Origin of the sequence: Pseudomonas sp. NPDC087029, from assembly GCF_044745345.1 — a bacterium.
Lineage (GTDB): Bacteria > Pseudomonadota > Gammaproteobacteria > Pseudomonadales > Pseudomonadaceae > Aquipseudomonas > Aquipseudomonas faucium.
The window spans coordinates 65,438-80,055 of record NZ_JBIVAB010000009.1 but is presented as its reverse complement, the minus strand read 5'-3'; the positions used below and the strand labels follow the sequence as shown (position 1 = coordinate 80,055).

At 65.1% G+C, this 14,618-nt stretch carries 15 protein-coding genes; 9 read left to right on the top strand and 6 right to left on the bottom strand.

Features of this window, described 5'->3' with window-relative positions; translation table 11 throughout:
- Positions 1-39: 39 nt before the first annotated feature.
- From ACIPG5_RS16165 to lnt, 4 genes are read left to right on the top strand one after another with little or no spacing between them, the layout of a single operon-like run.
- Complete coding sequence (locus ACIPG5_RS16165) at positions 40-1,038, top strand: PhoH family protein (protein WP_176514823.1); 999 nt, start codon at positions 40-42, stop codon at positions 1,036-1,038.
- Entirely contained in the window at positions 1,031-1,504 is a 474-nt protein-coding gene (gene ybeY / locus ACIPG5_RS16160) for an rRNA maturation RNase YbeY (protein ID WP_401376264.1), read from the top strand. Before ACIPG5_RS16165 ends, ybeY begins: the two co-directional genes overlap by 8 nt.
- Before the next feature lie 25 nt (positions 1,505-1,529).
- On the top strand, positions 1,530-2,369 hold the full coding sequence (locus tag ACIPG5_RS16155; protein WP_027917759.1) for an HlyC/CorC family transporter: 840 nt from the start codon (positions 1,530-1,532) through the stop codon (positions 2,367-2,369).
- An 8-nt stretch (positions 2,370-2,377) separates the two neighbouring features.
- Positions 2,378-3,895, top strand: a complete 1,518-nt coding sequence (gene lnt / locus ACIPG5_RS16150) for an apolipoprotein N-acyltransferase (RefSeq protein ID WP_401376261.1) — start codon at positions 2,378-2,380, stop codon at positions 3,893-3,895.
- A 68-nt stretch (positions 3,896-3,963) separates the two neighbouring features.
- Here the strand turns inward: lnt and ACIPG5_RS16145 are convergent, their stop codons facing one another.
- A complete protein-coding gene (locus ACIPG5_RS16145; protein WP_176514829.1) occupies positions 3,964-4,725 on the bottom strand; it encodes a YdcF family protein in 762 nt (253 codons plus the stop codon).
- A 133-nt stretch (positions 4,726-4,858) separates the two neighbouring features.
- Positions 4,859-5,173, bottom strand: a complete 315-nt coding sequence (locus tag ACIPG5_RS16140; protein ID WP_176514831.1) for a hypothetical protein — start codon at positions 5,171-5,173, stop codon at positions 4,859-4,861.
- 227 nt (positions 5,174-5,400) lie between these two features.
- Here ACIPG5_RS16140 and leuS point away from each other — a divergent pair, with 227 nt between their 5' ends.
- The 5 genes from leuS (at position 5,401) to ACIPG5_RS16115 (ending at position 11,481) form a co-directional block, all read left to right on the top strand.
- On the top strand, positions 5,401-8,007 hold the full coding sequence (leuS, locus tag ACIPG5_RS16135; RefSeq protein ID WP_176514833.1) for a leucine--tRNA ligase: 2,607 nt from the start codon (positions 5,401-5,403) through the stop codon (positions 8,005-8,007).
- Positions 8,008-8,068: 61 nt separating this feature from the next.
- On the top strand, positions 8,069-8,674 hold the full coding sequence (gene lptE / locus ACIPG5_RS16130) for an LPS assembly lipoprotein LptE (RefSeq protein WP_176514836.1): 606 nt from the start codon (positions 8,069-8,071) through the stop codon (positions 8,672-8,674).
- 37 nt (positions 8,675-8,711) lie between these two features.
- A complete protein-coding gene (gene holA / locus ACIPG5_RS16125) occupies positions 8,712-9,749 on the top strand; it encodes a DNA polymerase III subunit delta (protein WP_236237784.1) in 1,038 nt (345 codons plus the stop codon).
- Positions 9,750-9,939: 190 nt separating this feature from the next.
- Positions 9,940-10,104: an alternative ribosome rescue factor ArfA gene (gene arfA, locus ACIPG5_RS16120; protein WP_003257578.1), complete on the top strand. Its 165-nt coding sequence runs from the start codon at positions 9,940-9,942 to the stop codon at positions 10,102-10,104.
- A gap of 60 nt (positions 10,105-10,164) precedes the next feature.
- Entirely contained in the window at positions 10,165-11,481 is a 1,317-nt protein-coding gene (locus tag ACIPG5_RS16115; protein ID WP_176514839.1) for a lytic murein transglycosylase, read from the top strand.
- A gap of 118 nt (positions 11,482-11,599) precedes the next feature.
- On the opposite strand, the gene ACIPG5_RS16110 is transcribed toward ACIPG5_RS16115, so the two are convergent.
- From ACIPG5_RS16110 to ACIPG5_RS16095, 4 genes are all read right to left on the bottom strand, one after another.
- Positions 11,600-12,538 carry an LD-carboxypeptidase gene (locus ACIPG5_RS16110; protein WP_401376255.1) on the bottom strand — a complete coding sequence of 313 codons (939 nt, stop codon included), beginning with the start codon at positions 12,536-12,538 and terminating at the stop codon, positions 11,600-11,602.
- A 134-nt stretch (positions 12,539-12,672) separates the two neighbouring features.
- Positions 12,673-13,689 carry a lipoyl synthase gene (lipA, locus tag ACIPG5_RS16105; RefSeq protein WP_236193699.1) on the bottom strand — a complete coding sequence of 339 codons (1,017 nt, stop codon included), beginning with the start codon at positions 13,687-13,689 and terminating at the stop codon, positions 12,673-12,675.
- A 2-nt stretch (positions 13,690-13,691) separates the two neighbouring features.
- Positions 13,692-14,339, bottom strand: coding sequence for a lipoyl(octanoyl) transferase LipB (gene lipB, locus ACIPG5_RS16100; RefSeq protein WP_286913802.1), 648 nt, complete (start codon positions 14,337-14,339; stop codon positions 13,692-13,694).
- Complete coding sequence (locus ACIPG5_RS16095; RefSeq protein ID WP_008100495.1) at positions 14,339-14,614, bottom strand: DUF493 domain-containing protein; 276 nt, start codon at positions 14,612-14,614, stop codon at positions 14,339-14,341. The genes lipB and ACIPG5_RS16095 overlap by 1 nt, the downstream gene beginning before the upstream one ends.
- Positions 14,615-14,618 lie beyond the last annotated feature (4 nt).

The window sequence follows — 14,618 nt, the reverse complement described above, 5'->3', positions numbered from 1 at the left end:
GAGTTCACCTTCATTGCCGTCGAGCGGCTAAAAACGACCTTGAACGCACCCATAGAACCCCATCGTTTCATCCTCGAACCTTTCGAGGCCCACCGTTTCGCCAACTTGTGCGGCCAGTTCGACGAGCACCTGCGCCTGATCGAACAACGCCTGGCTATCGAGATCCGCAACCGCGGCAATCAATTCGAGCTGATCGGCGAACCCAAGACCACCTCCGCTGCCGAGCAACTGCTGCGCCGCCTCTACCGCGAGGCCAAGGCCACCGAGCTGTCGCCGGAAACCGTGCACCTGTACCTGCAGGAGTCGGCCGTCGAGAACATCGACAACCCGGCCGTGAACGAGGTCAGCGTCTCGCTGCGCACGCGCAAGGGCAACATTCGCCCGCGCGGGGCCAACCAGCAACGCTACGTCAAGGAAATCCTCGCCAACGACATCAACTTCGGCATTGGCCCGGCCGGTACCGGCAAGACCTACCTGGCCGTGGCCTGCGCCGTGGATGCCCTGGAACGCGAGCAGGTGCGCCGCATCCTGCTGGTGCGCCCGGCCGTCGAGGCTGGCGAGAAGCTCGGCTTCCTGCCCGGCGACCTGGCCCAGAAGATCGACCCGTACCTGCGCCCGCTGTACGACGCGCTGTACGAGATGCTGGGCTTCGAGCACGTGGCCAAGCTGATCGAGCGCCAGGTCATCGAAATCGCCCCGCTGGCCTACATGCGCGGGCGCACCCTGAACAACAGCTTCATCATCCTCGACGAGAGCCAGAACACCACGCTCGAGCAGATGAAGATGTTCCTCACCCGTATCGGCTTCGGCTCCACGGCGGTGATCACCGGTGACATCACCCAGGTCGACCTGCCGCGCGGCACCAAGTCGGGCCTGGCCCACGTGATCGAGGTGCTCAAGGACGTTCCGGGGATCAGCTTCACCCACTTCCAGCCCAAGGACGTGGTCCGTCACCCACTGGTGCAGCGCATCGTCGAAGCCTACGACCGCTTCGAAGCCCGCCAGGCCAAGCCCGAGGTCAGCAGCAAAGATGCTTGAACTTGACCTGCAACGGGCCACCGACGCTGCCGCGCCGGATGATGCCGCCTTCCGCCGCTGGTGCGAGCTGGCCTTGCGCCAGCGCAGCGCCGACTCGGAAATGACCATTCGCCTGGTCGATGAAGCCGAGGGCCGCGAACTCAACCGCACCTACCGGCACAAGGACTACGCGACCAATGTGCTGTCGTTCCCGGCCGACGTGCCCGACGAGCTGCTCGATATCCCGCTGCTGGGCGACCTGGTGATCTGCGTACCGGTGGTCGAGCGCGAGGCTGCCGAACATGGCAAGGCGCTGGAGGCACACTGGGCGCACCTGGTCATCCACGGCTGCCTGCACCTGCTCGGCTACGACCACATCGAAGACGATGAGGCCGAAGAGATGGAAGCGCTGGAACGGGAATTGCTGGCAGAACTGGGTCACCCCGACCCGTATGCCGACGATGAAACCGACTCAATCACACACTGATACACCAAGGATCACGAGAACCGCCATGAGCGAAGATCGATCGAGCAACGGGCAGAAGTCCTGGCTGGGTAAACTGACCCAGGCTTTTGCCCATGAGCCGAAAAACCGCCAGGAGCTGCTGGAGCTGCTGCGCGAAGCCCATCAGAACAAGCTGCTCGACAGCGAAGCGCTGACCATCGTCGAAGGTGCCATCCAGGTCGCCGACCTGCAGGTACGCGACATCATGGTGCCGCGCTCGCAGATGATCAGCATCAAGGCTACCCAGTCGCCTCGCGAGTTCCTGCCGGCGGTGATCGACGCCGCGCACTCGCGCTACCCGGTGATCGGCGAAAGCCATGACGATGTGCTCGGGATCCTGCTGGCCAAGGACCTGCTGCCGCTGATCCTCAAGGAGAACGGCGACAGCTTCAACATCAAGGACCTGCTGCGCCCGGCCACCTTCGTGCCGGAGTCCAAGCGCCTGAACGTGCTGCTGCGCGAGTTCCGCGCCAACCACAACCACATGGCCATCGTCATCGACGAATACGGCGGCGTGGCGGGCCTGGTGACCATCGAAGACGTGCTCGAACAGATCGTCGGCGACATCGAGGACGAGCATGACGTCGAGGAAGACAGCTACATCAAGCCGCTGCCAAGCGGCGATTTCCTGGTCAAGGCACTGACGCCGATCGACAACTTCAACGAGTTCTTCGACAGCGAGTTCTCGGACGATGAGTTCGACACCGTGGGCGGCCTGGTGATGAGCGCCTTCGGCCACCTGCCCAAGCGCAACGAAACCACCGAGATCGGCGCCTACAAGTTCCGTATTCTCAATGCCGACAGCCGGCGGATACACTTGCTGCGCCTGACCCCGATCACCCGCTAAGGACAAACATGCGTTGGATCACCCGCCCCGGCTGGCCCGGTAACCTGCTGGCCTTGGCGGCCGGCGCATCTACCCTTCTGGCCCTGGCGCCCTTCGACATCTGGCCGCTGGCCTTGCTGTCCATCGCCGTGCTCTACCTCGGCCTGCGCGAGCTCAGCCCGCGCCAGGCCATGTGGCGCGGCTGGTGGTTCGGCTTCGGCCTGTATGGCGCCGGCACCTGGTGGATCTACGTCAGCATGAACACCTACGGCGGCGCTTCGCCGCTGTTGGCCATCGTGCTGCTGCTGGCGTTCTTCGCCGCCCTTGCCTGGTTCTTCGCCTTGCCCACGTGGCTCTGGGCGCGCTGGTTGCGGCGCAACGAGGCGCCACTGGCCGACGCCTTGTGCTTCGCGGCCTTGTGGCTGGTGCAAGAAGCCTTCCGCGGCTGGTTCCTCACCGGTTTCCCTTGGCTCTACGCCGGTTACAGCCAGCTGGACGGCCCCCTGGCGGGCCTGGCCCCGCTGGGCGGTGTATGGTTGGTCTCGTTTACCCTGGCCTTGACCGCCGCGCTGCTGTGCAACCTGCACCGCCTGCGTGAGCGCCGCTCATTCCTGGCCATCGGCATCGTCCTGCTGCTGGCCACCTGGGCCGCCGGCATGGCCCTGAAAGGGCACGCCTGGACCAAGCCCGCCGGCGACCCGCTCAAGGTCGCGGCGCTGCAGGGCAACGTCGAGCAGGAGCTGAAATGGGACCCGGCGCACATCGATGCGCAACTGGCGCTGTACCGCGACATGACCTTCACTGCCAAGCCCGTGGACTTGCTGGTGTGGCCGGAAACGGCGGTGCCGATCCTCAAGGACCAGGCCCAGGGCTACATCGACGTGATGGGCCGCCTGGCCGCCGATCGCCACTCGGCGCTGATCACCGGCGTGCCGGTGCGCGAAGAGGTGCACCACCAGCGCCGCTACTACAACGGCGTGACCGTGACCGGCGAAGGCGACGGCACCTACCTCAAGCAGAAGCTGGTGCCGTTCGGCGAATATGTGCCGCTGCAGGACATGCTCCGCGGCCTGATCGAGTTCTTCAACCTGCCGATGTCGGACTTCGCCCGCGGGCCTGAAGACCAGCCGCTGCTGCAGGCCAAGGGTTACCAGATTGCCCCGTACATCTGCTACGAGGTGGTCTACCCCGAGTTCGCCGCAGGCCTGGCCGCGCGCAGCGACCTGCTGCTGACGATCAGCAACGACACCTGGTTCGGCACCTCGATCGGCCCGCTGCAGCACCTGCAGATGGCGCAGATGCGGGCGCTGGAAGCTGGCCGCTGGATGATCCGCGCGACCAATAACGGCGTGACCGCATTGATCGACCCGTTTGGGCGGATTACTGCAGAGATCCCGCAGTTCCAGCGCGGGATCCTGTATGGCGAGGTGGTGCCGATGCAGCAACTGACGCCGTATCTGCAGTGGCGCTCGTGGCCGCTGGCGATCGTCTGCGTGCTGCTGCTGGGGTGGGCGCTGCTGGCGGGGCGGATCGCCAAGACCGTTTGAGGGTGCCGGCTCCCACACTGTGATGTACCCGTGGGAGCCGGCTTGCCGGCGATAAGGACGAAACCCGTTCAATAGAACAATCGATACCCCACCAACCCCACCGCTTCATTGAGCAACTGGCTGCTCTGCCACATCGCCCGGCTCTCCGGCAGCAACCCTGCGAACGGCCGCGCATGCTCGCGCCCAAGGAAGCCCATCGGCGCCGGCACCACCTCGAAACCCGCCCGCTCGAAGCTCCAGCGCGCACGCTGCATGTGCCACGCCTGGGTCACCACCACGACTCGGCGAACCCCTTGCGCCAGCAACAGATCGGCACTGAGCCGGGCGTTTTCCCAGGTGGTACGGCTGGCGCCTTCCTGCCATTTGACCTCGACCGCGAAGTCCTCCCGCAGCCGCTCTGCCATCAACTGCGCCTCGCTAGGCGGGGTGCCGTAGTGCAGCCCGCCGCTGGTCAACACCGGCAAACCCGAGGCCTTGGCCAGCGTCGCCGCAAAACGCATGCGCTCCAGCGCCGTGGCAGTGGGCTGGTCGGCGCCGCCCCAGCCGGGGTCGCCACGCTCGCGCCCGGCGCCCAGCACGACGATCGCATCCGCCCTGCTCGCCAGGCCCGCCCATTCGTTCACCGGCAAGGCCGGCTCGCTCTCCAGCAGGCTGGCGGCCTTCTGCATCACCAGTGGCAGACTCATCAGCCACAAACCGCCCAGGCCCAGCGCGAAGCACACCGCCGCCAGCCCCGGGCGCCGCACCCGCAGCCACCAGGCGAGCAGCAACAGCAGGAAGAGGACGCCAGGCGGCATCAGCCATTGTTTGATGAAGAACTTGATGGGCATCGGCTACACCTCCATGGAAGGCATGCAGCCTAAGAGGATCGACGCCAGCCAACAAGTGGGCGGCCGGCGCCGATCATGAGAAGTGTTGTCGAAGAACCGGCGCGCGATGGCCTGCGCCTGGCGTCCTGAACGGCTAGCGATGCGGCAGCGTCCTGGATCTCGCCGTACTGGCGGGGCGTTTCTTGTCCTTGAGCCAGATGATCTTTGCCGAGCTCGGTTCCGCTTGCGGGTATATTCCGGCGCAGGCATTGCGGCGTTCCGGGAGGGACTCCAGGTAAGCCTTGATCACTTCGAACTCTGCGTGGCTAAGACCGCGCAACTCCAGCTCGGCTGGCATCTCGTCGCGTAATCGCACCGACGTTCTGGCAACTTCCAGTGCCAGGCCAAGACGGTCGATCAGGCGTTCGTAAAGCTCCGGTTTGATTGCGGGTAGCTGCGTCTCTCCCATCCGTTCACCTCATTGAAGATAAAGAATATCTCCCCCCACACATGAGCTTAGCGGCGCTATGAAAAGCAGCCGGATGCAGCGACCAGCGGCCATTCGCAATCAGGGTTTCCCACGACGCGCGGCGCTGCTGTATGCTTAGGCGTTCACCCTCATGACACCGGAGTGCCGGACGCAGCGAGGTTCCGCTGCCTGGAACAAGGTCTCTTCTCTCTCAGCCAAAAGTAGCCATGCACGAACAATACACGCCCCGTGATATCGAAGCCGCCGCCCAGAAGTTCTGGGACGAGCAACAATCGTTCGCTGTTACCGAACAGCCAGGCAAAGACACCTACTATTGCCTATCGATGTTCCCGTACCCGAGCGGCAAGCTACACATGGGCCACGTTCGCAACTACACCATCGGCGACGTGATTGCCCGTTACCAGCGCATGCTGGGCAAGAACGTCCTGCAGCCGATGGGCTGGGACGCCTTCGGCATGCCCGCGGAAAACGCGGCGATGAAAAACAACGTCGCCCCGGCCAAGTGGACATACGAAAACATCGACTACATGAAGACCCAGCTCAAGAGCCTGGGCCTGGCCATCGACTGGGCACGTGAAGTCACCACCTGCAAGCCGGACTACTACCGCTGGGAACAGTGGCTGTTCACCCGCCTGTTCGAGAAAGGCATCATCTACCGCAAGAACGGGACCGTGAACTGGGACCCGGCCGACCAGACCGTACTGGCCAACGAACAGGTCATCGACGGCCGTGGCTGGCGTTCGGGCGCGCTGATCGAGAAGCGCGAAATCCCGATGTACTACTTCCGCATCACCGACTACGCCGACGAGCTGCTGGAAAGCCTCGACGAGCTGCCGGGCTGGCCTGAGCAGGTCAAGACCATGCAGCGCAACTGGATCGGCAAGTCGCGCGGCATGGAAGTGCAGTTCCCCTACGACCAGGCGAGCATCGGCCACGAAGGCACCCTCAAGGTCTTCACCACCCGCCCCGACACCCTGATGGGCGCGACCTACGTCGCCGTCGCCGCGGAACACCCGCTGGCCACCCAGGCCGCCCAGGGCAACCCGGCGCTGCAGGCGTTCATCGACGAGTGCAAGAGCGGCAGCGTTGCCGAGGCCGACATGGCCACCCAGGAGAAGAAGGGCATGGCCACTTCCCTGCTGGTCGAGCACCCGCTGACCGGCGAGAAGCTGCCAGTGTGGGTCGCCAACTACGTGCTGATGCACTACGGCGACGGCGCCGTGATGGCCGTGCCTGCCCATGACGAGCGCGACTTCGAGTTCGCCCACAAGTACAACCTGCCGGTCAAGGCAGTGGTGCGCACCAGCGTTGGCGACGAAGTCGGCAGCGAGTGGCTGGCGGCCTACGGCGAGCACGGCCAGCTGATCAACTCCGGCGAGTTCGACGGCCTGGACTTCGCCGGCGCCTTCGACGCCATCGAAGCGGCCCTGATCCGCAAGGAACTGGGCAAGTCGCGCACCCAGTTCCGCCTGCGCGACTGGGGCATCAGCCGCCAGCGTTACTGGGGCTGCCCGATTCCGATCATCCACTGCCCGTCCTGCGGCGACGTGCCGGTGCCGGAAGACCAGCTGCCGGTCACCCTGCCAGAGAACGTGGTACCGGACGGTGCCGGCTCGCCGCTGGCGCGCATGCCCGAGTTCTACGAGTGCACCTGCCCGAAATGCGGCACGGCGGCCAAGCGTGAAACCGACACCATGGACACCTTCGTCGAATCGTCCTGGTACTTCGCCCGCTACGCCTCGCCGAACTACGACAAGGGCCTGGTCGATCCGAAAGCCGCCAACCACTGGCTGCCTGTGGACCAGTACATCGGCGGCATCGAGCACGCCATCCTGCACCTGCTGTACGCGCGCTTCTTCCACAAGCTGATGCGCGACGAAGGCCTGGTCACCTCCAACGAGCCGTTCAAGAACCTGCTGACCCAGGGCATGGTGGTCGCCGAGACCTACTACCGCGTTGCCAGCAATGGCGGCAAGGACTGGTTCAACCCGGCCGACGTCGAGATCGAGCGGGATGCCAAGGCCAAGATCATCGGCGCACGCCTGAAGACCGACGGCCTGCCGGTGGAAATCGGCGGCACCGAGAAGATGTCGAAGTCCAAGAACAACGGCGTCGACCCGCAGTCGATGATCGAGGCCTACGGTGCCGACACCTGCCGCCTGTTCATGATGTTCGCCTCGCCGCCCGACATGAGCCTGGAATGGTCCGACTCCGGCGTCGAAGGTGCCAGCCGCTTCCTGCGCCGCGTCTGGCGCCTGGCCCAGGGCCACGTCAGCCAGGGCCTGCCAGGCCAGCTGGACATCGCCGCGCTGAGCGACGAGCAGAAAGCCATCCGCCGTGCGATCCACGCCGCGATCAAGCAGGCCAGCACCGATGTCGGCCAGTTCCACAAGTTCAACACCGCCATCGCCCAGGTGATGACCGTGATGAACGTGCTGGAAAAGGCTCCGCAGGCCACCGCGCAAGACCGTGCCCTGCTGCAGGAAGGCCTGGAGGCCGTTACCCTGCTGCTGGCGCCGATCACCCCGCACATCAGCCACGAGCTGTGGCAGCAACTGGGCCACGCCGAGTCGGTGATCGATGCCGCCTGGCCGAGCGTCGACGAACAAGCGCTGGTGCAGGACACCATTACCCTGGTCGTCCAGGTCAACGGTAAACTGCGCGGCCAGGTCGAGATGCCTGCCGCAGCCAGCCGCGAGGAAGTCGAAGCCGCTGCCCGCAGCAACGAGAATGTCCTGCGCTTCATCGATGGCCTGACCATCCGCAAGGTCATCGTGGTTCCGGGCAAACTGGTCAACATCGTCGCCAACTGATGGCAACGCCCACCCGCAGCCAGTGCGGGTGGGCGGTATCGGCCCACAAGGGAGCAACAACATGATCAAACGCAATCTGCTGGTAATGGGCCTGGCTGTCATGCTCAGCGCCTGCGGTTTCCAGCTGCGCGGCACCGGTACCAACGAGCTGAGCGTCAAGGAAATGGACGTCGGCGCGCGCAATGCCTACGGCCAGACCGTGGTCCAGCTGCGTCAGGCACTCGAGCGCAGCGGCGTCAACGTGCACACCGGCGCGCCTTACCGCCTGGAGCTCACCAACGAGCAGGAAAACCAGCGTTCGGCGAGCTACAGCGGCGGCAGCCGTACTGCTGAATACGAACTCACCACCACCCTCAACTACAGCATCCTGGGCCTGAACAACCTGGAACTGCTGAGCGACAAGGTTGAAGTGCGCAAGATCTACGTGCGCGACGGCGGCAACATCACCGGTTCCGACCAGGAAGCCAGCCAGGCCCGCGTGGAAATGCGCCGCGAACTGGTGCAGTCGATGATGGCCCGCCTGCAGAACCTGACCCCGACTCAGCTCGACGAGCTGCAGCGCAAGGCTGACGAACGTGCCAAGGCCGAAGCCGACGCACTGGAAGCGGCGCGCCGCCAGCAGGCGGAAACGCCGCAGCAGTCGCCACTGGAAATCCCGGGCCGCTAAGCCCGCACGGGGCACTTCGGTGCCCCGTCCGTTTCCCATGAAACTCGCCCCCGCCCAACTCAACAAGCACCTGCAAGGCGCACTGGCCCCGGTTTACGTGGTCAGCGGCGACGACCCGCTGCTGTGCCAGGAAGCCGCTGACGCCATCCGCAATGCCGCGCGCCAGCAAGGCTTCGATGAACGCCAGGTGTTCAGTGCCGACGCCAACTTCGACTGGGGCACCTTGCTCCAGGCCGGCGCCAGCCTGTCGCTGTTTGCCCAGCGCCGCCTGCTGGAGCTGCGCTTGCCCTCGGGCAAGCCTGGCGACAAGGGCGCTGCAGCACTCATGGAATACTGCGCACGCCCCGCTGAGGACACCGTGCTGCTGGTCAGCCTGCCCAAGCTCGATGGCAGTGCGCAGAAGACCAAGTGGGGCAAGGCGCTGATCGAGGGCGCGCACTGCCAGTTCATCCAGATCTGGCCGGTGGACGCCCAGCAGCTGCCGCAGTGGATCAACCAGCGCCTGGCCCAGGCCGGTTTGTCTGCGCAGCGCGATGCGGTCGACCTGATCGCGGCGCGAGTCGAAGGCAACCTGCTGGCCGCGGCCCAGGAGATCGAAAAGCTCAAGTTGCTGGCCGAAGGCAGCCAGATCACCGTGGAAACGGTGCAGGCCGCCGTGGCCGACAGCGCCCGCTTCGATGTCTTCGGCCTGGTCGATGCCATTCTCAATGGCGAGGCCGCCCATGCCCTGCGCATGCTCGAAGGCTTGCGCGGCGAAGGGGTGGAGCCGCCGGTCATCCTCTGGGCACTGGCCCGTGAACTGCGCCTGCTGGCGGGCCTGGCCCAGCAGTTCAGCCAGGGGGTGCCACTGGACAAGGCCTTCAGCCAGGCCCGGCCACCGGTGTGGGACAAGCGCAGGCCGCTGGTGAGCAAGGCCCTGCAGCGCCTCTCGGCGCAGCGTTGGGCGCAGCTGCTGCAAGATGCCCAGCGCATCGATGCGCAAATCAAGGGGCAGGCCGAAGGGTCGCCGTGGACTGGCTTGTCGCGGTTGTCGCTGCTGATGGCCGGCCAACGCCTGGTCTTGCCACCCGAGTAACATTCAAGGGACCTATCGCCGGCAAGCCGGCTCCCACAGGGATAGCACAGGACCTGAGCATTGTGGTTAACCTGTGGGAGCCGGCTTGCCGGCGATAGGGCCCTGAGCCATAAACACAATCAATTGGCCCTGCCCCCGCTACCGGCCTACAGTCCGCCGCGCAACCCATCCCTCAAGCAGGAAACCCGCCATGAGCAAAAAGCCGAAAAAGCACGGCCCCAACAAGGCCAAGTCGATCATCGCCCAACCGCTGTTCCGCTGCCGCCAGGAACAACCGAACAAGGGCAAAGGCAGCTACCGCCGCGAAGCCTTCCAATCGAGAGATTGGGAGGCTTCTTACTTTTTGGCCGCATGAAAGCATCGCAAGCGCAGGCATGATATGGTCGGCACCTGACCTGAATTTCTGGATCTGTGCATGCCCTTCAGCCTCCTCCCCCGTTGGAAATCCCGCCAGCTCATCGCGGCCTCCAGCTTCATCCTGCTCGTCGCCTGCGCGGAAAAACCCACCGCCGCCGACGCCCTGCCGCTGGCACCTGCCCAGCCCACGCCGGTAGTGACCCTGCCCAGCGCCACGCCCGACGTCAGCACCGAAATCCAGCCATTGCAGACCTTTGCCCAATGGCAGGCTGGTTTCCGCCAGCAAGCGCTGCAGGCCGGCATCTCGGCCAGCACCTTCGACCGCGCGTTCATTGGCGTCACGCCGGACATGGACGTGATCAAGGCCGACCGCAGCCAGCCCGAATTCACCCGCCCGGTGTGGGAATACCTCGATGGCGCGCTGTCCCCGCTGCGCGTGCGCAACGGCAAGCGCCTGCTGGAGCAGAACGCCGAGCTGCTTTCGCGCATCGAGCAACGCTATGGCGTCGACCGCCAGGTGCTGGTGTCGGTGTGGGGCATGGAGAGCAACTTCGGCCAGTTCCAGGGCAACAAGTCGGTGATCCGTTCGCTGGCCACCCTGGCCTACGAGGGGCGCCGCCCGCAGTTCGCCCAGGACCAGCTGATCGCCGCCTTGCAGATCATCCAGCACGGCGACATCCAGCCTGAAGCCATGCGCGGCTCGTGGGCCGGGGCCATGGGCCAGACCCAGTTCATCCCGACCACCTACAACACCCATGCGGTGGATTTCGACGGCGATGGCCGCCGCGATATCTGGAACAGCACGCCCGATGCCCTGGCCTCGACTGCCCACTACCTGCAGAGCTCTGGCTGGAAACGCGGCCAGCCATGGGGCTTCGAAGTGCAGGTGCCGCAAGGTTTCGACTACTGGCTGGCCGACGGCTCGCTGCGCAAACCGGTCAGCGAGTGGCTGCAGCTGGGCGTGAAGCTGCCGGCGGGCACGCAGTTGCCGGCGGGCAGCAACGAGCTGTCTGCCGCCCTGCTGCTGCCGGCGGGCGCCCGTGGCCCGGCGTTCCTGGTGCTGGACAACTTCCGCGCGATCCTCAAGTACAACAACTCGTCGTCCTATGCGTTGGCGGTGAGCTTGCTGGGCGATCGCTTCTCGGGCTGGGGGTTCATTGCCGGCAACTGGCCGAAGGAAGACTTGCCGCTGAGCCGCAGCGAGCGCATGGAGCTGCAGAACCTGCTGAACGCCAGCGGGCATGATGCGGGCAACCCAGATGGCATCATCGGCGCCAACACCCGCAAGGCGATCCGCAATGCCCAACAGGGGCTGGGGTGGCCGGCGGATGGGTATCCGACGCACAAGCTGCTCGATAGCCTGCGCCAACGGTGAGAATGCTGGGGGGCGCTTTGCGCCCCTTTCGCGACACAAGGCCGCTCCTACAAGGCCCACGATTGCCTGTAGGAGCGGCCTTGTGTCGCGAAAGGGCCGCAAAGCGGCCCCAGCGATCTCAAGCCTTGAACAACCCCTGAGCCAACACCAGGCTCCGTGCTTGGCTATCCAGCCTCACCCTGGCCCCCAGCGGCAAGCACACATTCGGATCACAATGCCCACTGCGCCACCCGGCCAGCACCGGCACGCCCAGCGGCCCGAACACCGCCTGCAGCAACGGCGTCATCGCCGCCACGGTAATCCCGGCAAAATCCCCCACCAGCACGCCCCTCACGCCTTCGAGCTTGCCCGCCAGGCGCATCTGGGTCAGCAGGCGATCCACCCGGTACAGCGGCTCGTTGACGTCCTCGATGAACAGGATGCTGCCTTGCGTGTCGATCTCGGCCAGCGTGCCCAGGGTCGCCCCCAGCATCGACAGATTGCCGCCCAGCAACCGCCCACTGGCCACACCCGGTACCACGCAGCTCAAGGCAAACTCGCCAGGATGGGCAATCTCGTCACCCTCCTCCACGCGCCCCGTCAATTGCGCCAGCAGCGAAGACTCGGTCGGTTGCAGCTTGGCGCCCAGCAGGTCGGCATTGAGCATGCCCCCATGGAAGGTCAGCAAGCCGGTATGCCGGTAGATGGCCGTGTGCAATGCGGTGATGTCGCTGTAGCCGATCAGCGGCTTGGGGTGGCGGCGAATCAGCTCGAAGTCGAGCTTGTCGAGCAAGCGCATGCTGCCATAGCCGCCGCGCATGCACAGGATGGCATCGACCGCCGGGTCGGCGAAGGCGGCGTGCAGGTCATCCAGCCGCTGCTGGTCAGTGCCGGCCAGATAACCCTGGGCCTGCTCGACGCCGGGATAGAGGCGGCAACGGTAACCGCGCTCGGCGAACCACTGGCTGGCCTTCTGCGCATCCAGCCGCGCCGGCCCGGCCGGGGCGACGATGGCAAAGCAGGCATCGCCCGGCAGCGCGGCTGGCAAGCGCGATCCGATGCTTTCAGGGGAATTCATCGTGCAACTCCTTGCAGGTAGAAGGCCGCCCAATATGCAGACGGAAGCGATTCCGACACAGTGGGAACGAGGCCCTAACAAAAATGCCGATGCCGCCTTGCGGCGCACATCGGCATCGGCCACTCGAACCAGGATCAGAGCTTGATCTTGGCCTCGTGGGCTTGCTGGTCAGCATGGTAGGACGAACGCACCAGCGGGCCGGATGCGACGTTCTTGAAGCCCATCTTGTAACCTTCCTCGGCGAACCAGGCGAAGGTGTCCGGGTGCACGAAACGCTGCACCGGCAGGTGGCTGCGCGACGGCTGCAGGTACTGGCCGAGGGTCAGCATGTCGATGTCGTGCTCGCGCATGCGCTGCATCACTTCGATCACTTCCTCGTCGGTCTCGCCCAGGCCGAGCATCAGGCCCGACTTGGTCGGCACGTGCGGCACCAGCTGCTTGAACTTCTGCAACAGGTCCAGCGACCAGTCGTAGTCGGAACCCGGGCGCGCGGCCTTGTACAGGCGCGGTACGGTTTCCAGGTTGTGGTTGAACACATCCGGCGGCTCTTGCGCGGTGATTTCCAGCGCAACGTCCATGCGGCCGCGGTAGTCCGGCACCAGGGTTTCGAGCTGCACGCCCGGCGACAGCGCGCGGATTTCGCGGATGCAGTCGGCAAAGTGCTGGGCACCGCCGTCACGCAGGTCGTCGCGGTCCACCGAGGTGATCACCACGTACTTCAGGCGCAGGTCGGCGATGGCCACGGCCAGGTTCTTCGGCTCGTCCAGGTCCAGCGGCTTCGGCCGGCCGTGGCCGACGTCGCAGAACGGGCAGCGACGGGTGCAGATGTCACCCATGATCATGAAGGTCGCGGTGCCACCGGAGAAGCACTCGCCCAGGTTCGGGCAGGAGGCTTCCTCGCACACGCTGTGCAGCTTGTGCTTGCGCAGCAGCTGCTTGATGCGATCGACCTCCGGGGAAACCGGGATTCGCACGCGGATCCAGTCCGGTTTCTTCGGCAGTTCATCGGTGGGGATGATCTTCACCGGGATGCGCGCGACCTTTTCGGCGCCACGCAGCTTGACCCCAGCTTCCACCTTCTTCGGCGCTGGGCGCGGGGTGGCATCCTGGGTAGGTATCAGGTTCGGCACGGCTTCTTGCACAGTTGTCATATTCAGTCGATTCCGCCCGTGAGGGTCGTCTGCTCAGCGTAGTCGAGGTGCTTGACCAGCTGTCCGCGCAGCCTTGTCCTGACCTCGTCGAGTTCGATCGGGCCTGCCAGGTCACGCAGCTGGGTCATGGCCAGCCCCGCATACCCGCAGGGGTTGATTCGGCGGAATGGCGCAAGGTCCATGTCCACGTTCAGAGCAAGGCCGTGGAAAGAACGGCCATTGCGGATTCGCAGGCCGAGGGAGGCGATCTTCGCTCCATCGACGTAGACACCCGGCGCATCGGGCTTGGCCGCCGCCTGGACGCCGTAGCTGGCCAGCAGGTCGATCAGGGTCTGCTCGATGCGGCTGACCAGTTCGCGCACGCCAAAGCCCAGGCGGCGCACGTCCAGCAGCAGGTAGGCAACCAGCTGGCCGGGGCCATGGTAGGTCACCTGGCCGCCGCGGTCGGTCTGCACCACCGGGATATCGCCCGGCACCAGCAGGTGCTCGGCCTTGCCGGCCTGGCCCTGGGTGAAGACCGCGGGGTGCTCGACCAGCCAGATTTCGTCCTGGCTGTCCGGGCTACGCTGCTCGGTGAAGCGACGCATGGCCTCCAGCACCGGTTCATAGGGCTGCAGGCCAAGCTCGCGAATACCGAGGCAAAGGGACATCAGAGCACCATTTTCACGATGCCGGTCGCGCGCAGGGCGCTGTTGATATCGTGCAGCTGGTTCTCGCTTTCGGCAACGATGTGCAATTGCACGGTGGTGTACTTGCCTTCCTTGCTCTGGCGCTCGGCCAGGGTGGAAAGGTCGACCTTGGCGTGCTTGCTCAGGACTTCGATCACCATGTCCTTGAAGCCCACCACGGTGTCACCGATGACCTTGATCGGGTAATCGGCGCAGGGGAATTCGATTTTGTGCGACTTGACGTCAGGTTCGCTCATGGCG